Source organism: Pseudomonas parakoreensis (assembly GCF_021602155.1).
Lineage (GTDB): Bacteria > Pseudomonadota > Gammaproteobacteria > Pseudomonadales > Pseudomonadaceae > Aquipseudomonas > Aquipseudomonas parakoreensis.
This window is the reverse complement of the sequence record NZ_BQHY01000002.1, coordinates 51,601-71,791: the sequence shown is the minus strand read 5'-3', so window position 1 is coordinate 71,791 and position 20,191 is coordinate 51,601. Positions and strand designations below refer to the sequence as shown.

Annotated in this window: 15 protein-coding genes; 2 read left to right on the top strand and 13 right to left on the bottom strand. The window is 58.5% G+C overall.

Annotation, left to right across the window (positions count from 1 at the left end; translation table 11 throughout):
* Positions 1-2: 2 nt before the first annotated feature.
* The 8 genes from L6D63_RS02875 to L6D63_RS02840 form a co-directional block, all read right to left on the bottom strand.
* The gene (locus L6D63_RS02875) at positions 3-1,352 is read right to left on the bottom strand and encodes an HlyD family type I secretion periplasmic adaptor subunit (RefSeq protein ID WP_095669112.1); all 1,350 of its coding nucleotides are present in this window, start codon (positions 1,350-1,352) and stop codon (positions 3-5) included.
* The gene (locus L6D63_RS02870; RefSeq protein WP_131670482.1) at positions 1,349-3,124 is read right to left on the bottom strand and encodes a type I secretion system permease/ATPase; all 1,776 of its coding nucleotides are present in this window, start codon (positions 3,122-3,124) and stop codon (positions 1,349-1,351) included. Before L6D63_RS02870 ends, L6D63_RS02875 begins: the two co-directional genes overlap by 4 nt.
* Positions 3,125-3,327: 203 nt before the next feature.
* Entirely contained in the window at positions 3,328-3,756 is a 429-nt protein-coding gene (locus tag L6D63_RS02865) for an AprI/Inh family metalloprotease inhibitor (protein WP_198758677.1), read from the bottom strand.
* 92 nt (positions 3,757-3,848) lie between these two features.
* Positions 3,849-5,315, bottom strand: coding sequence for a serralysin family metalloprotease (locus L6D63_RS02860; RefSeq protein WP_047294553.1), 1,467 nt, complete (start codon positions 5,313-5,315; stop codon positions 3,849-3,851).
* Between the two features lie 456 nt (positions 5,316-5,771).
* Positions 5,772-6,857, bottom strand: coding sequence for a polyamine ABC transporter substrate-binding protein (locus L6D63_RS02855; protein ID WP_131670483.1), 1,086 nt, complete (start codon positions 6,855-6,857; stop codon positions 5,772-5,774).
* Positions 6,858-6,913: 56 nt separating this feature from the next.
* Positions 6,914-7,258, bottom strand: a complete 345-nt coding sequence (locus tag L6D63_RS02850; protein ID WP_131670484.1) for a cupin domain-containing protein — start codon at positions 7,256-7,258, stop codon at positions 6,914-6,916.
* 31 nt (positions 7,259-7,289) lie between these two features.
* The gene (locus L6D63_RS02845; RefSeq protein WP_131670486.1) at positions 7,290-8,696 is read right to left on the bottom strand and encodes an NAD(P)/FAD-dependent oxidoreductase; all 1,407 of its coding nucleotides are present in this window, start codon (positions 8,694-8,696) and stop codon (positions 7,290-7,292) included.
* A 52-nt stretch (positions 8,697-8,748) separates the two neighbouring features.
* On the bottom strand, positions 8,749-9,564 hold the full coding sequence (locus L6D63_RS02840; protein ID WP_131670487.1) for a helix-turn-helix domain-containing protein: 816 nt from the start codon (positions 9,562-9,564) through the stop codon (positions 8,749-8,751).
* A gap of 263 nt (positions 9,565-9,827) precedes the next feature.
* Between L6D63_RS02840 and L6D63_RS02835 the strand changes: the two genes are divergently transcribed.
* The gene (locus L6D63_RS02835) at positions 9,828-10,100 is read left to right on the top strand and encodes a DUF1652 domain-containing protein (protein WP_047294563.1); all 273 of its coding nucleotides are present in this window, start codon (positions 9,828-9,830) and stop codon (positions 10,098-10,100) included.
* 70 nt (positions 10,101-10,170) lie between these two features.
* On the opposite strand, the gene L6D63_RS02830 is transcribed toward L6D63_RS02835, so the two are convergent.
* Positions 10,171-12,645, bottom strand: a complete 2,475-nt coding sequence (locus L6D63_RS02830; protein WP_131670488.1) for a UvrD-helicase domain-containing protein — start codon at positions 12,643-12,645, stop codon at positions 10,171-10,173.
* Between the two features lie 279 nt (positions 12,646-12,924).
* Here L6D63_RS02830 and L6D63_RS02825 point away from each other — a divergent pair, with 279 nt between their 5' ends.
* Positions 12,925-13,620, top strand: coding sequence for a pirin family protein (locus L6D63_RS02825; protein ID WP_131670489.1), 696 nt, complete (start codon positions 12,925-12,927; stop codon positions 13,618-13,620).
* A 173-nt stretch (positions 13,621-13,793) separates the two neighbouring features.
* On the opposite strand, the gene pgm is transcribed toward L6D63_RS02825, so the two are convergent.
* From pgm to L6D63_RS02805, 4 genes are all read right to left on the bottom strand, one after another.
* Positions 13,794-15,440: a phosphoglucomutase (alpha-D-glucose-1,6-bisphosphate-dependent) gene (pgm, locus tag L6D63_RS02820; protein WP_047294570.1), complete on the bottom strand. Its 1,647-nt coding sequence runs from the start codon at positions 15,438-15,440 to the stop codon at positions 13,794-13,796.
* Between the two features lie 96 nt (positions 15,441-15,536).
* A complete protein-coding gene (locus L6D63_RS02815; RefSeq protein WP_047294573.1) occupies positions 15,537-16,937 on the bottom strand; it encodes a GntR family transcriptional regulator in 1,401 nt (466 codons plus the stop codon).
* Between the two features lie 48 nt (positions 16,938-16,985).
* Positions 16,986-18,446, bottom strand: a complete 1,461-nt coding sequence (locus L6D63_RS02810) for a hypothetical protein (protein ID WP_236170270.1) — start codon at positions 18,444-18,446, stop codon at positions 16,986-16,988.
* Between the two features lie 548 nt (positions 18,447-18,994).
* Positions 18,995-20,017, bottom strand: coding sequence for a zinc-dependent alcohol dehydrogenase family protein (locus L6D63_RS02805; protein ID WP_047294577.1), 1,023 nt, complete (start codon positions 20,015-20,017; stop codon positions 18,995-18,997).
* Between the last annotated feature and the right edge of the window lie 174 nt (positions 20,018-20,191).

Here is a 20,191-nt window from a genome sequence, read left to right as displayed (position 1 = left end):
CCTTATTCTTCGGTCAACGCGGAGCCGGCCCGATCGAGCAGCGGTTTGAACAGGTAGTTGAGCAGTGAACGTTCGCCCGTGCGCACGAACATTTCCGCCGGCATACCGGGCTTGATCACCAGGCCGTGGAGTTTTTCCATCGCCTGATCACTGACGCTGCTGCGCAACACGTAGTACGGCACGCCGGTTTTCTCGTCGACCATCTGGTCGGCGGAAATCAGGCTGACCTCACCCGGCACGCGCGGGGTCTTGCTCTGGTTGAACGCGGTAAACAGGATATCGACCGGCAGATGCGTGCCAACCTTGTCGATCAGATTGATCGGCAAGTGCCCTTCGACTTCCAGGGTGGTGCCTTGCGGGACGATCTCCAGCAGGGTTTCGCCCTGACGCACCACGGCACCTTCGGTGTGTACGCCGAGGTTGACCGCCACGCCATCGGCGGTGGCGAGGATCTCGCTGTGCTGCAGGTCGAAACCGGCCGAAGTCAGTTGCTCGGACAGGGTCACGCTTTTGAGCTGCGCGTCGGCCAGTTGCGTGCGCACTTCCTTCTGATATTCCTCGCCATGCTGTTGCAGCTTCAGGCGCGATTCGAGGATGCCCTGCTCCACCCGGCCGCTTTCACCGGTGTTTTCCGCCAGTTGCTGCTGCACTTGCGACAGCTGCCGCTGGTACTCCATCAAGCGGTTGCGCGGGATGTAGCCGTTGTCCGCCAGCGGCTGCAGGTTGCTCAGTTGCTGCTGCAGCGAATCGGCCTGGGCGTTGAGGTCGGTGCGGGCGCGACGCATGCCCGCCAGTTGCGCGGTGGCACCTTCGATGCTGGCGCGCAGGCCGGCCTGTTCGCGGTAGAACGCTTCGCGGCGGCTGCTGAACAGTTGACGCTGGCCTTCAAGGACCAGCGCCAGACGCGGATCCGGATCATTGCTCAACTCTGCCGGAAAGGTCACCTGCTTGAGGTTATCGCGCTCGGCCTGCCAACGCGCGAGGCTGGCCCAAGCCATGCGGTACTGGGCTTGCAGCGACTGCACGTCGGCCGCGACCTGGGTCTGGTCGAGGCGGAACAGTGGCTGGCCCTGTTTGACGATCTCGCCTTCGCGCACCAGAATCCGGCTGACCACGCCGCTGCTCATCGACTGCACGGCTTTGCGCTTGCCCGACACCACCACGGTGCCCTGCACCGGAATGCCTTGATCCAGCGGCGCCAGTGCGGCCCAGGTGAAGAAACTGCCAGCGCCGACGATGGCCAGAATCCAGCCCATGCGCGCGAAGAATCTCGCATCGCGCTCCGGGCGCTCGGTGACGTATGCGTGTTCCATGGAGGCTTCGTTTTCAGTGTTCATGCTGGCGCTGCTCATACACCCGAATTCCTTGTCGTGGGCTGGTACTGCCGGCTCATGCTGAGCCCGCCCGGTGCCTGCGTAGATTTTTCCCGTGATTGTTCCTGAGCGCCGGACAGCGCCTTGAGTACGTCCTGACTGTTACCGAATGCCTGCAGACGACCGTCGTTGAGCACCAGCAACTTGTCGGCCTGGGCGAGTACCGAAGAGCGGTGTGTGACCAGCACCACGGTAGTGCCCTTGGCCTTGAGCTGGGCGATGGCGCTGGCCAGCGCAGCCTCACCGACGGTGTCGAGATTGGAGTTCGGCTCATCCAGCACCACCAGGCTCGGGTCGCCATACAGGGCGCGCGCCAATGCGACACGTTGTTTCTGGCCGCCGGACAGACCGCTGCCGTCCTCGCCCAACTGTGTGTCATAACCTTGCGGCATCCGCAGAATCATCTCGTGCACGCCAGCCTGTTGCGCGGCAGCCACGACCTTTTCCGGGTTGGCTTCACTGAACCGGGCAATGTTTTCGGCGATGCTGCCGCTGAACAGTTCGATGTCTTGTGGCAGGTAGCCGATGTACGGGCCGAGCTCATCGCGGTTCCAGCGATGGATGTCGGCACCGTCCAGGCGCACCGTGCCACCCAGGGTCGGCCACACGCCGACCAGCACTCGGGCCAGGGTCGACTTGCCGGACCCGGAAGCGCCGAGCACGCCCAGCACTTCGCCCGCGCCAATCGCGAAGTTGACCATGTGCAGGGTCGCCGCGCGTTGCCCCGGTGGGCCGGCACTGACTTGCTCAAAGGCAATCTGGCCCTTTGGCGCAGGCAACGCCATGGCCTCGTCGCTCGGCGGGAACGCCTGCAGCAAGGCATCCAGACGGCGGTAGGCGAGCTTCGCCCCGCTCCACTGTTTCCAGACGGCGATCAACTGATCGATCGGGCTCAGCACCCGGCCCATCAGGATCGAACCGGCGATCATCATCCCGGCCGTCATGTCGCCCTTGATCACCAGCAACGCACCGAGGCCCAGCACCAGCGATTGCAGGCACAGGCGCAGGGTCTTGCTGATTGAGCTGATCACCGCACCAGTGTCGCTGGCCTGATTCTGCAGACCGAGGAAGCGCGAATGCACGCCGAACCAGCGCTTGCGCAACGCGCCAAGCATGCCCATGGCCTGAATGGTTTCCGCGTTGTGCAGGTGACTGGTCGCCAGTTGACTGGATTTCTGCGAGTAACCGGCAGCTTCGCCCAGCGGCTTCTTGGTCATGTATTCGTTGAGGCACGCCAGCGCGATCAGCAGCAGCGCACCCGCCGTGGCGAGGACCCCGAGCCAGACGTTGAACAGGTAAATCACGAACAGATAGACCGGGAACCACGGCGCGTCGAAAAACGCGAACAGGGCCGGGCCGGTGACGAATTGGCGAATGTGGGTCAGGTCGCCCAGCGATTGCCCGGCGTTACCCTCGCCCTTGAACAGGTTGCGCTCGAACGCTGCCTGATACACCCGCAGGTTGAAGCGGCGCTCCAGTTGGCTGCCGATGCGGATCACGATGAAACTGCGCACCACTTCCAGCATGCCGATGAAGGCGAAAAAGCCGACCACCATCAAGGACAACATCGCCAGGGTGGTTTCGTTCTGCGAAGACAGCACGCGGTCGTAGACCTGCAGCATATAAATGGAGGGCACCAGCATCAGCACGTTAATCAGTGCGGTAAAGCACCCAACGCTGATCAGAATGCTTTTATAGTCACCCAAAGCCTTGAATAAGGGAGCGGTGGCTGGGGCCTTCGCCATCTTCATTGATTATTCCTGAATGTAATCCCCGCCATTCTTTGGCGAGACGCTTCTATTAATTATCCGTGCACAGACCGGACGGGTTCTTGCAACTTGCACTTACACTTCAATAACAACTTTCAACAGTTCAACGCCACTCGTTGCATTGAGCTGTTGCTTATAACTGCAACATCAAACCTTATAGTCAACGGTTCAGTCGGTACCGTTGTTCACGGCTGCGGTGTATGGCGCGTCAGCGTAATCACCAGTCCCGACTTCAAAGTGCTCAGATAAAGCCCATCACGTTGTCGGCTGAAGAACTGGATTCTTGAACCTTCCTTGCCGGTAATCGACAGGCCGTCCGGATCAGGAAACCAGCCGACTGGCGCTTGCTCAAGCCATGCCCCCAGGCATTCGGCGCCCTTGCCCAGTGTCTGGTTGGGTTCCAGATCGATCAGACAGGTGTTCGAGGGTTTATCCTGCAATGCCTGCGCCTCTGGGGCGTCATCGGGCGCAGTCAGAATCGCCTGCCACTGCCCGGCGAACACGGAGGGGTCTTCCAGTCTGAGGCTGCTTGCCATGGTTGCTTCTCCAGAAATCATGATCAGCGCCGCCGAAAGCCACGCCATTCCCTTGTAGGTAAAAACTTTACGGATCATCAGAAAATTCGCTCCGGCACCTAGCCTTGCCCAGCCATCAAAACGATGCAAGCAAAGAAAGCGACGCATGAAGCGCCGCTTTCCCGTTTACATCACGCCACGATGTCGCTGGTCGCTGCCTGGCCAACGGTGCTGACCTGGAAGTCCGCCACGCCGTGCCCGGAGAAGTCCACCGACAACAGGCTGTTGCCGCCCGACGAGGTCAGGATCGCGTCGCCGGCCGAACCGGTGAAGCTGCTGACAAAGTGCAGGCCGGAGCCGTTGGTGATGGCACTCAGGTCGATTTTGTCCAGACCGCTGACGAAATCGAGGATCTGGTCGATTGCACCCGGCTTGGAGTCGGAGCTGGAGGCGAACACGAAAGTGTCCGAACCCGAACCGCCCCACAGTTTGTCCGCACCACCGGCGCCGTAGATGATGTCGTTGCCGGCACCGCCCTTGAGCTCGTTGGACGCACTGTTACCGATCAGCAGGTCGTTGCCCGAACCGCCGATGGCGTTCTCGATGGTCACGCCCTTGGCGATGGATACGTTACCGATCATGCCGCCCACGTCGGAGAACGAGGCTTCATTGAGGTTGATCTTCTGGTTCTGGGTGAAACCCGAGAAGTCGAAGGTGTCCTTGCCGCCCGCATCCCACACCGAGAACACCAGCTTGTCGCTCGACGACGAGGCGCTGAGGAAATCGCGACCGGCGTTGGAGTTGAAGCCGTAGGTCGTATCACCGGTACGGGTGCTCATGTTGGCGCCGTAGAGTTTCTGGATCGCTGCAATGTCGTCCATCAGCGGGCCTGAGGAATAGGCTTCTACGCCGCCCTTGCTGAAGTTCTGGCTGGTATTGCTTTCGCTCCAGTAGCTCATGACGCTGTAGCCGCGGGTGTCTTGCCCGTAGGTGGCGTCATTGTAGGTCGGGTTGCCGTTGCCGGCGTTGTAGTCGCCCGGGTGCGCCAGGCCAAGGGTGTGGCCGATTTCGTGGGTCAGGGTCTGACGACCGTAGTTGTTCAGGTCCGGGGTCTTGTTCTGGGTGTAACCGCTGTTGATCAAGTACCACGAAGTGCCGTCGTAACCAGGACCGGTACCCGGCAGGTAGGCGAACGCTGCTGCGCCGTCCACGCCACCGCTGTAGTTGGCGAAGGTCATGTGGCCGTCACCGCCAGTGGCTTTCTCGGTAAAGGTGACGTTGGCCACATCGGCCCAGGATTGCATGGCGAGCACGGCCTGGGCTTTCTGTTGATTACTGAACTGGCTGAACCCTGTGATCCCGTGCTTGTTCATCGTGCTGGACGATACCGAAGTCAGGAACGTGTAGGTGAGTTCGATCTTGCCGCTGCCATCCTTGTCCTGATAGGCAGCGCCGTCGCGCAGCAATTGGGTTGCGGCCTGGTCGACGGAAAAGGAGGGTTTGCCATTGACCGTGAGGTTGCCGCCACGATCATATTGATGGCTGAAGCTATTGATCTGATTCCAGGCGGAGCTGGTTGCCGCCAGAGACTGCACTGCGCCCACAGGCACGAATGTGTCTGCGGTGATATCAATAGCGTTAGCTTTTACTTTCGACATAAACACACTTCCTTGTTTAGCAATGGAACAGTTTTTGTCAGATAGCGACGATCCCTGGCGAGATCGTCCTATCACTCGCCCAATGAAGGCGTAACGAACCTGACACAATTTGAAATCATACGTCTAGCCTTTTTTTGAGATCAAATTGCACTGTTGCGCAAAACTACCGTAAACAAAGCCTGCGGGGTCGAAAGATTGTTTTACCCGGTTTCACCGCCTCCAATTGTCTGACGATTTTCTATTTAAATATTAAATATTGGTAAGTTGTTTTTTGTTAGACGCGTCTCACTTTCCTGCACTCTATTAGTGCGATGCCAGTGTATTGATATCAACTATTTAATAGCGCCTGATACCCCTGCCCCTGTAGGAGCTGTCGAGTGGAACGAGGCTGCGATCTTTGCATTTGAAGATCTAAAGATCGCAGCCTTCGGCAGCTCCTACAGGGTTTGGGGTGGGTTAGCTACCAGTACGAATCTTGTTCCAGACACGGGTGCGAATCCGGTCGATGTTCAGCGGCATCGCCTCCAGCGCAAACAGCTTGCCCATCATCTCCGGGCTCGGATAGACCTTGGTGTCACTTTTGATGGCCGGGTCGATCAGGTCGTCGGCCTGCTGGTTGCCATTGGCGTAGTGCACGTAATTGCTGATGCCGGCCATCACGTCCGGGCGCAGGAGGTAGTTCATGAACGCGTACCCGGCCTTCTCGTCCGGCGCATCGGCGGGCATGGCGACCATGTCGAACCAGATTGCCGCGCCCTCCTTGGGAATCGCGTATCCAATGTCGATGCCGTTCTTCGCTTCCTTGGCGCGGTTTTCCGCTTGCAGGATGTCGCCGGAAAAACCGACCGCCACGCAGATATCGCCATTGGCCAGGTCACTGGTGTATTTCGAGGAATGGAAGTAGCTGACATACGGCCGCACTTTCATCAGCAGTGCTTCGGCTTTCTTGTAGTCCTCGGGGTTCTTGCTATGCGGTGGCAAACCCAGGTAGTTGAGTGCCGCCGGCAGCAGTTCCGGGCCGTTATCAAGGATCGCCACGCCGCACTTCTGCAGTTTTTCCATGTACTCGGGTTTGAAGATCAGGTCCCAGGAATCCACCGGCGCGTTGTCGCCCAGTACCGCTTTGACCTTGGCGACGTTGTAGCCGATGCCGGTGCTGCCCCACAGGTACGGAAAGCCGTGCTCGTTGTTCGGGTCATTGACCTGCAAGGCCTTGAGCAATACCGGGTTGAGGTTCTTCCAGTTCGGCAACTGGCTCTTGTCGAGCTTCTTCAGCGCCCCGCCCTGGATCTGCCGCGCCATGAAGTGGTTGGACGGGAACACCACGTCATACCCGGATTTGCCGGTCATCAACTTGCCGTCGAGGGTTTCGTTGCTGTCGTAGACGTCGTAGGTGACGCCAATGCCGGTGTCTTTCTGAAAGTTTTTCGTGGTATCCGGCGCGATGTAATCGGACCAGTTGTAAATCTTCACCGTTTCGGCGGCATGGCTAATGGAGGCAGCCAGCAGCAGCGGCGCCAGAGCGAGGGTTTTCTGGATCATGGGGTCGATTCCTGTAGTGGCTATTTTTGTTGGCAGGCAATCAAAGGATCAAACAATCAGAAAATAAGGACGTAGGTCTTGCGCACGGTCTCATGGATATCCCAGATGCCGAGCGTGTTGGCCGGCAACATCAGTGCGTCGCCACCTTGTATGTGCAGGGTTTCACCGCCGTTGTCCGGGGTAAACGTGCAACGCCCGGAGATGAAATGGCAGAACTCTTGCGCGGTAATCTGCCGGCGCCAGCGCCCCGGGGTGCATTCCCAGACGCCGGTTTCGACGCGGTCGTCGCGCTCGACGCTGGTGGTCGAGGTCATCGCGACCGGCTCGCCGATCGGTAGGGCGACCGGGTTGGATTGGTCCAGTTGCAGGCTGGCGGTGTTCTTGAACTGCGTAATGCTCATGGTGAGACCTGTCTTGTGAAGAAAACGGCGGTTAGTGCATGAAACCTTCCATGAAGCCCGCGACCTGACTGGCGAGCTTGCGCCGCCACGGTGCGGTGGCCGGATTGGCCAGGGTCTGGTCTTCGTGGACAAAACTTTTGATGATCGCGTTGTAACCGAGCCAGCGGCACGGTTCCGGCTCCCAGGCGCGCAATGCATGAATCCCGCCGTCTGGCAGCACCCACGGCTGCTGCGCAAGTTCGGTGTCGCGCTCCAGAATCAGATCGGCCAGGGTGCGGCCGCCGAGGTTGCTGGCACCCACGCCCTCCCCGCCATAACCGCCGGACAGTGCGATGCCATTGGCGCGATCGCAAAGCATGTGTGGCTTGAAGTGCCGCGACATGCCGAGGTTGCCGCCCCAGGCGTGGGTGATTTGCACGTTTTTCAGTTGCGGGAACAGCTCACCGAACAGATAACGCCGCAGTTCGACTTCATCGCGGGTCAGATCGAAGTTGTGGCGCAACTTGCCGGCGAACTGGTAGCCCCCGCGAGCGCCGAAGATCAGTCGGTTATCGGCACTGCGCTGGCCATAAGTGACCTGACGGCTGAACTCGCTGAAGGCCTGGCCACGGTTGAGGCCGATTTCATCCCAGGTCGCAGCCGACAGTGGTTCGGTGGCGACAATCAGACTTTGCACCGGCAACTGATAGCGACCCAGCGGCGGCAGCGTCACCGAATAGCCTTCAACGGCCGGCACGATCCAGCGGCTGCGCACACTGGCCCTGGCCGTGCGCAAACTACCGGACTGCCAGTGCGTGACCGGGCTGTTTTCGTAGATCTTCACGCCCATGTTCTGCACGGTACGCGCCAGACCGCGCACCAGTTTCGCCGGGTGAATCGTCGCCACGTGCGGCGCATAGATGCCGCCGTAGGGTTTCGCCACGCGAATCTGTTGCGCCAGTTGTTCGGGGCTCAGCCAGCGGTAATCGTTGTCGGTCAGGCCTTGGGCGTGCAGCTTGTCGAGGTATTCGCGCAGGCTGGCTTCCTGTTCCGGGTAGCGAGCGGCGCAGTACAGCACCCCGCCCTTGCGGTAATCGCAGTCGATGCCCTCACGTTCGAGGACAACTTCCACTTCATCGGGGATGCTGTGCAGCAGATCAAAAGAGGCGCGGCGTTGTTGTGGCGAGAGGCCGGCGAGCAGTCGATCCTCGCCCAGCAGATTGCCCATCAGCCAGCCACCATTGCGCCCGGACGCACCGAAACCGGCGGTTTGCGCCTCGATGATGGCGATATCCAGACCCGGCGCGAGTTTCTTCAGGTAGTACGCGGTCCACAGCCCGGTATAACCGGCGCCGATGATGGCCACGTCGACATCCAGATCCTGTTCCAGCGCCGGCCGCGCGATCAGCGGCTCGTCGAGTTGATCCATCCACAAACTGATAGTGCGCCACGCCGGCATGCAAGACTCCGCCACTGAAAACCTTCGATGGCGTCGATCCTAGTGCGAGTCTTCAATCACTGTCTTGCGCGCGTGCCCGCAAAGAAATTTGTTTGGCGTAGGCCTTCGGCGACTGGCCGGTGTGCTGGCGAAAGCAACTGTAAAACGCCGACAGCGAGTTGAAACCGGCGGCAAATGCCAGTTCATCGATCCGCAGCGGTGGCGTGGCGTGATCCAGTGACTTGAGCAAGTGCTGCAGGCGCGCCTGGTTGACGTATCGATAGAAGCTCTGCCCCAGCACCTGATTGAGCAGGTAGGAAATCTGATTGCGGCTGTACCCGCACTCCTTCGCCACCCGTTGCAGATCCAGCTCGGGATCGAGGTAAGGCTGTTGCCGTTCGAAATATTGCTGCAGGTCTTCGGCCATGAAACTGATCTGGCGCGGTGACAGGCCCAGTCGACTCACCGCCGGACGCTGGCTGGGTGCAACGGTGCCACCGGTTGGCGTGCGAACCAGCGAGGCGTATTCGTTGACCCGCCAGATCAGGCCGTCCTTCACCGTGATCGCTTCACTGGAACGGAACGACACCAGTCCGTCGCCACCGCGCAAGGTCACTTCGTACTGAATGTAGGCAGTGTTGCCATCCACGCGGATCCGGTCGCAATGCTCCAGCGCTTCGTCGGATTCTCGCGGCATGCTGACACGCACGTACTCACGTAACTCATCAAAACCGAGCACCCGATTCTGAAAGAAATCGTTGTACTGAACGTCCGGGTGGTACAGCGCCATGACGCTGTCCAGGTCGCGATGTTTCCAGCTCAAGTGATAGCGCATGACCGTAGCGGCCGTGGCCGGGGTCTGTTCTGGGCCGTCGTCGTCGACATGCATAAAGGGCTCTGCGCAAAAGCACCGAGCTTGCCCAACTTCACCCAGACGATCAATCAGTAAACCGTAGTGGCCTTTTGGCGATGAGTGAATGAGGCGTGACTTACATCAAAAAATGCGCAGCAATCGCAAAATGAACTGAAAAAGCTCACGGAAAATTCACATGCGGATGCTACTTTTAATGTCACTGACCGGTTGAGCCAATGAAGGCTCTTCCCACCTAACATGAGCAAAAGGAATGGCTCGATGAAGAAGGCGGGCAACACATGAATAAAGGTTCCAGTAAAGTCACCTTCCCCAACGCGTGCCAGCTGATGCGCTGGCATTTTCATCCAATGGGTTTTGAAGCGACGATGGATGCGCCGGGCAGCATGATTGCCCGACTGTTCGATCGTGCCAGCGGTGAAACCATGATCGCCATCGCCGGCATTCCCTGCGCCACGGTGATGAACGCGGCTGATGTCGAACGAATCATTGAAGCCGTGGAAGACGAACTGGAGACTTTCATTCCTCCAGAGTCTCTCAAGAGTTACGCTTAACCTTTTGTTTTTAATGAAAAAGCCCGCCAATTCCGGCGGGCTTTTTTGTGCGTGAGCGTGTGGGCGTGCATCACGCGGTTTGCGGCTGCTTACGATGATCGACGAAGAATGCCTTGTCTTGGGCCACCCGGTCAGACGCTCTCGGCATATTGACTGACTGAGTGTCCTGCGGCTCGACGTACCAATAGCAATGGCTGACCGCCCGGGTGATGCCGACGTAGGCCAGCCGCAATATTTCGTCCTTCTGCGCCGTGTCATAGGGCTCACTGTCGCCAGCCTTGCCCAGGCCGGCCATGCGATACACCTGGTTCTTGTACGGAGAACTGGTCAGGTGCTGGCAGTCACCCAGCAGAAACACCGCATCGGCTTGCAGTCCCTTGGCACTGTGGTAAGTCAGCTGTTTCAGGCGTCGCGCTTCGTACGGCAAGCTCGAATCAACATTAACTACAGAATGAATATGCTGTTCAATCAACGACTTATCGCTACCTTTTCGATACAGCATCAAGATTGAATCGCCGCGATTATAGTGTTCGGCCAAGCGCTGCCCCAAAGCCTGATCATCGCGCTCCAGCACGCTCACCGGCCACAAGGCCTTGGGGGCGCCGCTGGCTTTGGCTTTTTTGCCCGGGATTGCCGGCGCCGCACGGACGATGTGTTCAGCGGCATCGATGATGTGTTGATGACTGCGATAATTGTCGCTGAGCATCACCCGTGTAGTGCCCGGTGAAGGGAATTCCTTGTTGAATTCCATGAAATAACTCGGCGAACTGCCACGCCAGCCGTAGATCGACTGCCAGTCATCGCCCACACACAGCAACGACGAACGCTGTGCGCCCCGCCCAACATGCATCGCCGGGCCACGACTGCGGATTTCCGCCAGACTGGCACGAATCCAGGAGACGATTTGCGGCGAAACGTCCTGAAACTCGTCGATCATCAAGTGCGACATGGGGCGCAGCAGCTCGTCACTGAGCAGTTTGAGGTTCTCTGGCGAATGTTCGCTGAACAGCGCAAACATCCGGTTATAGGTCATCACCGGCGGCTTCTGATCGAGCAAATGATCCTCCAGGGCACGCCAGAACAGGCTCAGCGCCTCGAAGAAGAACCGGTCCGGATCGTCCTTGGCGAAACTCATCCGGCCGACAGCGTCCGGCACGTCCAGCCCGAGGTTTTCGATGAAGCCGGCCGCCGCGACAAAGCAGTCCAGCAGCGGCGCCGAAACCAGCTCACCTTTGACCTTGTAATCGAAGCCTGGACCGGCGCTCGCGTCGCCTGCCAACGTCGACAAGACCCGCTTCGAAGCTTCGTAACTATCCAACCAAATCAATGGCTTACGACAGAAAGCTTGAAACAGGGTGCGCTTGACTGCCCACTCGGCGCGCACTCCGAGCCTGGCGTTGGGTCGGCAGATCTGCGGGTTTTCCCGAGGATCGAACCCGAGCATCACCCAGGCATCGAGGCTGGGAATGTAGCCATGGCAGTGAAAGGTCGAACCGTTGATCTCGAACGTCTGCCGGCTGGGCTCGATGCCTTTGATCGGCCAGGCGCCTGCGCGAAACCACAAGTCTTCGATGGCATCGCACAGCTCTTCATCGCGCTTGGCCGCCAACTCTGTCACCGCCATGCGCTTTTGCACGTCCGGGTGATCGCGTTCCAGCTCCTTGAGCTGCAAACCCGCCTTGGCCAACGGCTGAATGAGCTGACGGAAACGCTCGTCTTCCGTGAACAACCGGTGGTAACAGGCATTGAGCTGGCGGCGCTGAGCGTCGTTGATCCGCAAATCGAATGGATTGCTGTCGACCTCTTCGTCAGCACCCTGAATTCGGTCGCTGAGGTTCTCGAACGCCTGCAAGCGCTCAAATCCCGGCAGACTGCGCACCATCGGCAGAATCCGCGAGTGAAAGGTGCGCACCAGTTCCCGCGCCTGTTTCAGGCTCAGGGCTAAACCCCAGAGCGCAAACAATTCGATCAGTTTGTTGATGAAGTCCTTGCGAGACTCGCGGGTGAAGGTCACCACGGTCATCGAATCAAGTTCAAAGCCCAGGTAGTGAGTGAGCAACAGAATCCTTAGTACCAGCGTCGTCGATTTGCCCGCTCCGGCACCGGCAATCACCGAGGTCGAAGGCGTATCACTGAAAATCATTTTCCATTGCGCGGCGCTTGGCTGAGCATGTTCGGGCAGCAAGCGCGCCACATCGGCCTTCATACGCTTCTTCAGCTCGGCACTGAGGGGCAGGCGCCAGTCGTCGAACAAATGATTGTCCACGTTCGGCGGACGATGTTCGGTGCTGCGACTGTCACGAATCAACAGCACTTGCCGACCCTCCTCCAGGCCTTCGAGTTTGCCCTCCTTGAAGCCGTACTCCACACCAGCGGTGTGGCCACTGCGAAAGCCGTCAGCCTGACCATGCAACCATGACGCGCGGTGTTGAGCGCGCAAGCGCGTCAGGCCGTGGCCGAAGAAACGCGCGGCCAGACGCTTGAACCATGGCATCTCGGCCAGTGGACGGAGTTCGGGAGGCAGATCGGGAGTGTGTTGCGCCACGCTGAGGGGCTCCAGTGTGTGAGGCTGTTGGGGGCTATGGTGTCTTTATTTGCCCCTGAGTTCTAGCGAAATGCTTACAGCTCATAGGTTTAGGCGATGAAATGAAAGTGGGGTGAGATCGTTTCGAGCCAGCTTCCCATCAACGGATTCGATGAGAATGCCGCACTTTTTACGCTTTTTATCGATGATTGACTGATGGATGATGCCCGTCATTAACCGACGGTCTCGCTTCGTGGCTCTGGCGTTACGCCCCATGACGGACCTTTAGAGGAGACGATCATGCTTGAACTCAGACCATTCAACACACTGGGCGGCGCTCATCACGGCTGGCTGGATGCCCATCACCACTTTTCGTTCGCCGAATACTACGACCCGCAACGCATGAACTGGGGCAATCTGCGGGTGTGGAATGACGACGTGATCGCCGCCGGCACCGGGTTCCCGTTACATCCGCACCGCGACATGGAAATCATCACCTACGTGCGTGAAGGTGCGATTACCCACCAGGACAACCTCGGCAACAAGGGCCGTACCGAAGCCGGCGACGTACAGGTCATGAGCGCCGGTACCGGCATTGCGCACAGTGAGTACAACCTGGAAGACAAGGAGACCCGAATCTTTCAGATCTGGATTCTGCCGACGGAAACCGGGGCGCCGCCATCGTGGGGTGCCAAACCGTTCCCCAAAGGTCAGCGCGAAGGCTTTGTCACCCTGGCCAGCGGCAAAGAAGGCGATGATCAGAGCTTGCGCATTCGCGCCGATGCGCGACTGGTCGCAGCCAACCTAAAGGCGGGCGAAACAGCTGAATATCAACTGGATGCAGGACGCCGTGCGTATCTGGTGCCCGCCACCGGCCTGATTGAAGTCAATGGCTTGCGTGCACAAGCTCGAGATGGCGTTGCCGTCGAGCAGGAGGCGGTGCTGATGGTGACGGCACTCGAAGACAGCGAAATCGTTTTGGTGGATCTGGCTTGATCGGCTGATTTGCAGGCAAAAAAAGGGCGACCATTACAGTCGCCCTTTTGTTGTAGCGAGGGGATTCATCCCCGATAGACCGCAAAGCGGCCGTCTTTTCAATGGAGCGGACTGCTACGCAGTCCATCGGGGATAAATCCCCTCGCCACAGGAAGAACTCACCTCCCTGAAGATCACTTGGTGCTGATTGCACCATCCACCAGCGTTTGCGCTTCAGCCACCAGTTGCTTCAGGTGGTCGTCGCCAATGAAGCTTTCGGCGTAGATCTTGTAGATGTCTTCGGTGCCGGAAGGACGTGCAGCGAACCAACCGTTTTCGGTCATCACCTTCAAACCGCCGATGGCCTGATCGTTGCCCGGCGCATGGCTGAGAATGCTCTGAATCTTCTCGCCCGCCAGTTCGGTCGACGTCACTTGCTCCGGCGACAGTTTGCTCAGCAGGGCTTTCTGCTCAGGGTTGGCCTTGGCATCGACGCGCACCGAGAATGGTTCGCCCAGCTCATCGGTCAGGGCGCGATAGGCCTGGCTTGGGTCACGACCGGTACGCGCGGTCATTTCAGCCGCCAGCAGAGCTGGAATCAAGCCGTCCTTGTCGGTGCTCCAGACGCCGCCATCCTTGCGCAGGAACGAAGCGCCGGCACTCTCCTCGCCACCAAAACCCAATGAGCCGTCGAACAGGCCATCGGCAAACCATTTGAAGCCGACCGGGACTTCGTACAAGCGCCGACCCAAGCGCTTGGCCACACGATCAATCAGGCCACTGCTGACCACGGTTTTACCCACGGCAGCGTCGGCGCGCCATTGCGGGCGGTTCTGGAACAGGTAATCGATGGATACCGCCAGATAGTTGTTCGGTGCCAGCAGACCGCCTGAAGGCGTAACAATGCCATGACGGTCGTGATCCGGGTCGCAGGCGAACGCCACGTCGTAACGTTCCTTGAGACCGATCAACCCTTGCATCGCATGGCTGGACGATGGGTCCATGCGAATCTGACCGTCCCAATCGACCGTCATGAAGCGAAACGTCGAATCGACCTGTTTGTTAACAACGTCCAGATCAAGACGATAATGCTCGGCAATCGCCGACCAGTAACGCACCCCTGCTCCACCCAGCGGATCGACACCCAGGCGCAATTTGGCGCCACGAATGGCATCGAAGTCGATCACGTTGATCAGGTCGGCGACGTAGGTATTGAGGTAGTCATGCCGGTGCGTGGTGCTCGCCTTGAGCGCCTGCTCGTAGCTGATGCGTTTGACACCCGCCAGCTTGTTGGCCAGCAGTTCGTTGGCTTTGGCTTCGATCCACTTGGTGATATGGGTGTCAGCCGGGCCGCCATTGGTAGGGTTGTATTTGTAACCACCACTTTGTGGCGGGTTGTGCGACGGCGTGATGACGATGCCATCGGCCAGGCCAGAAGTACGGCCACGGTTGTAGCAGAGAATCGCATGCGAAACCGCCGGCGTCGGCGTGTATTCGTCGCCTTCGGCGATCATCACGGTCACGCCGTTGGCTGCCAGCACCTCCAGCGCACTGGCTCCGGCGGGGGTCGACAGTGCGTGAGTGTCGATACCGACAAACAACGGGCCATCAATGCCCTGTGCTTCGCGGTACAGGCAGATCGCCTGGCTGATCGCCAGAACGTGCCACTCATTGAAGCTCAGGTCAAAGGAGCTGCCCCGATGCCCGGAAGTACCAAACGCCACACGCTGGGTGGAAATCGAAGCGTCCGGTTGGCCGGTGTAATAAGCCGTTACCAGTCGCGGGATGTCGACCAACAATTCTGCCGGTGCCGGTTTGCCCGCAAAAGGACTGATAGTCATGCAAAACCTCTGAAATAGAGTGGTTCAGGAAATACAGCGCAGTTTACTGGCAGTTCGACCACAGCGCGACGGGATCTATCCGACGGTTTACAACGTTCATTCCACGGCGGCCAGGCGCAATGCATCCCCGAGCATTGCAATCGCTCCGCTCAAGCCGGTTTCCCCCTGATCCAGTAGGTTCAGACGCAGATGCCGACGGTGCAAACCCTGCAAGCTGAACAGCTCTCCCGGCGCGATCAGAACCTGCTGTCTGAGCAGGCGCTGAAATACATCGCGCATGTCCACCGGACGCTTTGCTCGCACCCAGACGGTTGCACCGCCCTGCGGCTCAACGACCTGCAGTGCATCGCTCAAGCGCTCGCGCAGCAAGTGGATCATGGGCGCCCGACGCTCCCTGAGCAGCCGACGAAGGACATGCAGATGCTGATCGATCCGACCGTTTCCATACAGTCGAGCGATCGCTTTCTGGCGGATGGGTGACAGTCGGAACGAACGCATCAGAAAATGCCGCAGTAGTTCGCTCTTCCATTGGCGCGACAACACAACCCCGTAAGGTGCTTCGATCCCCATGAATTTCTCGAACGTGGAGAAAACCATCAGCCGTTCAGGATCCAGCAAGTCACGCAGGCACCCGCCGTCCATTGCTTCGCTGAGTTCACCATAACAATCGTTTTCCAGCACCCAGGTGCCGTGCTTGACAAGCAACCCGGCGATGCGGCTGCGATTATCTGCAGGAACCTGTGTGCCACGCGGCATGCACAACCCCGAAGAAAGCACAATCAACCTGACATCTTCAGTATTGAGCAGCGCTTCCAGGCGCTGCGGTTCCAGCCCGCCGCAGGCCTGCAGCGGCAATTCGATTACGCGTACCTCTGCAGCCTGAAGCAGCCGCAGTATGACCCAGTCACAGGGCGACTCGACCAGGACCGTTGCATGTTTCAGCTTCAGAACGGCAACCAGAATTTCCAGCACCCCGCGCAGATCCGCACCGATGTAGACATCTTCGGCGTGCCAGCACTGCTGCGGTGAAGTGGTATAGCGGGCTGCCACGACTCCGCGTAATTCAAGCTCGCCGCAAGGCTGGTCAACCAGCGTTGATTGCCGGGGATATTGCCGTAGCAGTTCGCGTTCGAGTAAGAGCAACGGGCTGTCCAGCGATTGCACGGAGACCGGGTCTTCGGCGCTCAACAGCCGCATTCCCGGGCGCCGCGTATTGATGTAGAGCGTTTCAAGCAGGTCATTGCCAATGACTGGAGACGACAGCCCTGCTGATGCCCGGGCGTAATACCCGGACTTGGCAACTGAATAGACCCGCCCTTCCTTCTCCAGCAACGAATAAGCGTATTGAATGGTCGAAATCGACACGTTCAGACGCTCTGCCAGCTGACGCAGCGAAGGTAGCCTGGTGTTGTCATCACCAGCCGTCTCCGCCATCAATCGCATCAGGTAACGATAGACGGCCTGATAAGCGAAACCAGGCTCTCGTACAACCCTCATGATCCCGATGCCGGGACGACGGGGGTCCTGAAAGATGCATCGCTCACCTCAGCGCTCCGCTGACCGGCTACTCACACCGGTGTCGGCATTACCAGCATCCGCCGCCTCTCCTGCCGACCGGCCAGCACCACGGATCGGCAACGGCTCCATGGCATAGAGATGACCGATCAGACTGACTGGCAGCCCACTGACATCCGTCATCCATTGCAACACTTGCTCGGGGCCGTGCAGCCCTTGCATTGCCCGGTGCAAATCGGGCAATGCCACCAGCATGCCGGGATGACAGCTGCGCAGAAACCGTTCAAGCCCGGCCCCCCGTTCGATGAACGGCGTGAACAGCAAACACACCCATTGCGCTTCGTTCAGACCATAGGTCTTGTGCAATGCTGTTGCCGCCGCTTCACGCAATACCTCAGTCTGCTGTAACCCTAGCCTCGCGATCATCTGTTCACAAACCGGATCCGGCACCTGCATTTGCTGCATTTTTACCAGCATGCGCTGAACATGTTCCGCAAAACCGCATTCATAACCGCTTCCGTCAATGAACTCGGCCTCAAGACCGCGAAGATGAGCCTCAATCAAAGGATCGGCGTATTCACCTTCGCCCTGATGAAACACCCATTCCTCCGCCTGAAACCCGAGAAACTCGCTAAGCAACGGCCAGCGCTCCTCCAGCTTGCCCACTGCCATGTCGTGAATATCGAGGAATGTAGTGCGACGGCACGACTCGAATCCGTCTTCGGGACGCCAGCGCAATAGTTCGGATTCGGCGTAAAGACCGCGATACAGATCCCCCCCCAGGCCGTCGAGGATCGCGAACAAATCATCGAATGAAACGGCATTGGATGGCGGAGCCTCCAGGCCGGCTTTCTGCACCGCTCGCGCGAGATCATTGATGAATTGCTTCTGGCGCCGCGGCGACTCACTGGCAACCCAGGCGTCAACTCCATTGTTCCAGCGGGCAATCTGGCCGCAAAACTCGGCCCGCGCCAGGCAAACGTCGTCCCACAATTCAAGCTGCTCGTCCCTCGCCCGGCGGTGCCCCATCATCAGTAGATTGATGCGATTGGCGTCCGCACTCTCCTTGTCAGGTGATTTCAGGTGATTGAACGGCAGTACTTGACGGTGATCCACCATCAGCAATTCGACCCGCGGGTCATCGTAAAGAAACAGTGCAGCAAAGCTGCGGTGCAGATTGTCGAGTGGGGCACCGCCCATGCCGCCGCTGCGCAGGATGGCGACACGCAACTTGAAAGTGGCCGGGGCGCGGCCGGCGATACTCAGTTGAGCGGCACGCAGCAACGCCAGGGTATAGCAGCTGTCGCGAGTACCGGAGGGGGACACCAGAACCTTGTAGTCACCCATGCGTTCCGCTCCGCCGGCGGCGACCATCAGCCGCTGGATCAGGAGCTGCAGTGCAGTGCGTTCGGCTCTGGAAAAGAAACTCAGCAAACGTTGCAGTACTTGCTGGTAGACATAGTTCATTGCCTGATCATGGATCGTGCTCATCAGTACTTTACCCGGCGTAAAAAATTCATATCGCGCATCAATGAAGACACTGGCGCGATAAATTCATCAATAAGTAATAGACGATCAAATACTAACACTTATGATTTTGAAGTTATTTGAAACACATGTACCCAAGATGCTGACAGAGACACCATCCAAAGTGACGCAACTCATTGTTTCCATTATGTTTTATCTGATAGAAAAATATCTGAGGAAACTTCTTACAACGTCCCACGAACTTTGAGTACAAGAAAAGCAGAACGACGATAGGAAAGACCCTACACCGATTAAACAGAAACCGACGCATCGTTCGCGAGATAAAATTAGACACGGAATAAATAACAGAATGCACAGACATGGCTCATTCCTTGAGATGAAAGTAATCATTCAATTATCAGGGCCTGGAGGGCGATTAAAAGATACAGGTCGCGAGCAAAAACCGGTTCAGATGCACAGACAGCCCAGGCACTGAATCCGGCAACTGTTGTGATGGCAAGGGCGCAACACGCTGGAGTCCGTGGGGCCACGGACTCTGATCGGAGGGGGGGTTACGCGGGTTCGACCTGCAGGGCAACCCGCTCGCGGCATGGGCATTCGTCCATGTAACGATGCGCTTCAACGAACTCGTTGAACGGGAAAACCCGAGTCTTGAGCGGCAGCAATACGCGGTCGGCGGTGAGCTGGTTGATGTCACGCAGGGCCCGCTGCAAGGCGACGTGATCCTGAGTGATACCGAGCTCGGGTTTGCCGGTGAAATTGCCGATGCAGTGCACAAAGAACTGGATGTTCTTCTGAAAGGCCGCACAGGCCGGGAATGGTGTCTGATTACCGCCTTGCAGGCCATACAGAACCAGGCTGCCACGCGGCGCAAGTACATCACCGAGCAACGACATCTGCGGGCCGCCAAGACCATCAAAGACCACATCGACACCACGGTTGTCAGTGATTTTGTTGATTCGCATCAACAGATCTTCTTCCTCGGTGACGATGACTTTCTCGGCACCCAGCGACAGCAGGTATTCACGCTCATCTGCGGTTTTCGTCGCGGCAATCACCCTCACCCCCATGGCTTTGCCCAACTGGACAAAGGACGGACCGGCGCAATGGCTGGCGTCAGTGACCAGGGCAAACTGCCCGGGTTTGACCCGTGCCAGATCGGCATAGGCGAAATAGGCGATCAACAGCGGCGTGTAATGCACGCTGGCTTCGATCGGGCTGAGTACATCCGGATAGCGCGTCAGCGCGGTGCGCGGCAATACGATCTGCTCGCCGTACACCGGGTAGTCGTTCGGGCTTTCGGCCGGGAAACTGGCCACCTTGTCGCCAACCGACAGGTCGTCGACACCGTCACCGACCGCCGTGACCACGCCGGCCATTTCATGGCCGAGACCGGACGGCAAGCGTGCCTGGGACGAGGCCAGGTTCTGACGCCAGAGAATGTCATACCAGCTGATGCCGATCGCTTCGACACGCACCTGCACTTCGCCAGGACCTGGCTGAGCGGCCGCATGCTCTTCGCATTTGAGCACCTCGGCCGGACCAAACTTGTGAAAACGGATCGTGCGGGACATCGCAAACCTCGTCAAAGTAACCTCTAATGCCCTGAACTCTATCTGGGCTTTTGACCCAAGACTATCAGTGGCTATTAATAGTCGACATGCCTGTCATTGATTCCGCAGTATGAACGGCATTGGCAAAATCGATGAAAAAAATGCCGCAACCGGCTCGGTAAAGCTGAATTTAGC

What these genes read in the sequence shown, in the direction of transcription:
- L6D63_RS02855 (WP_131670483.1), bottom strand. Translation starts at nt 6,857, where the DNA reads ATGATCCAGAAAACCCTCGCTCTGGCGCCGCTGCTGCTGGCTGCCTCC.
- L6D63_RS02845 (WP_131670486.1), bottom strand. Translation starts at nt 8,696, where the DNA reads ATGCCGGCGTGGCGCACTATCAGTTTGTGGATGGATCAACTCGACGAG.
- L6D63_RS02825 (WP_131670489.1), top strand. Translation starts at nt 12,925, where the DNA reads ATGCTTGAACTCAGACCATTCAACACACTGGGCGGCGCTCATCACGGC.
- L6D63_RS02865 (WP_198758677.1), bottom strand. Translation starts at nt 3,756, where the DNA reads ATGATCCGTAAAGTTTTTACCTACAAGGGAATGGCGTGGCTTTCGGCG.
- L6D63_RS02805 (WP_047294577.1), bottom strand. Translation starts at nt 20,017, where the DNA reads ATGTCCCGCACGATCCGTTTTCACAAGTTTGGTCCGGCCGAGGTGCTC.
- L6D63_RS02870 (WP_131670482.1), bottom strand. Translation starts at nt 3,124, where the DNA reads ATGAAGATGGCGAAGGCCCCAGCCACCGCTCCCTTATTCAAGGCTTTG.
- L6D63_RS02840 (WP_131670487.1), bottom strand. Translation starts at nt 9,564, where the DNA reads ATGCATGTCGACGACGACGGCCCAGAACAGACCCCGGCCACGGCCGCT.
- L6D63_RS02815 (WP_047294573.1), bottom strand. Translation starts at nt 16,937, where the DNA reads ATGAGGGTTGTACGAGAGCCTGGTTTCGCTTATCAGGCCGTCTATCGT.
- pgm (WP_047294570.1), bottom strand. Translation starts at nt 15,440, where the DNA reads ATGACTATCAGTCCTTTTGCGGGCAAACCGGCACCGGCAGAATTGTTG.
- L6D63_RS02835 (WP_047294563.1), top strand. Translation starts at nt 9,828, where the DNA reads ATGAATAAAGGTTCCAGTAAAGTCACCTTCCCCAACGCGTGCCAGCTG.
- L6D63_RS02875 (WP_095669112.1), bottom strand. Translation starts at nt 1,352, where the DNA reads ATGAGCAGCGCCAGCATGAACACTGAAAACGAAGCCTCCATGGAACAC.
- L6D63_RS02850 (WP_131670484.1), bottom strand. Translation starts at nt 7,258, where the DNA reads ATGAGCATTACGCAGTTCAAGAACACCGCCAGCCTGCAACTGGACCAA.
- L6D63_RS02810 (WP_236170270.1), bottom strand. Translation starts at nt 18,446, where the DNA reads ATGAGCACGATCCATGATCAGGCAATGAACTATGTCTACCAGCAAGTA.
- L6D63_RS02860 (WP_047294553.1), bottom strand. Translation starts at nt 5,315, where the DNA reads ATGTCGAAAGTAAAAGCTAACGCTATTGATATCACCGCAGACACATTC.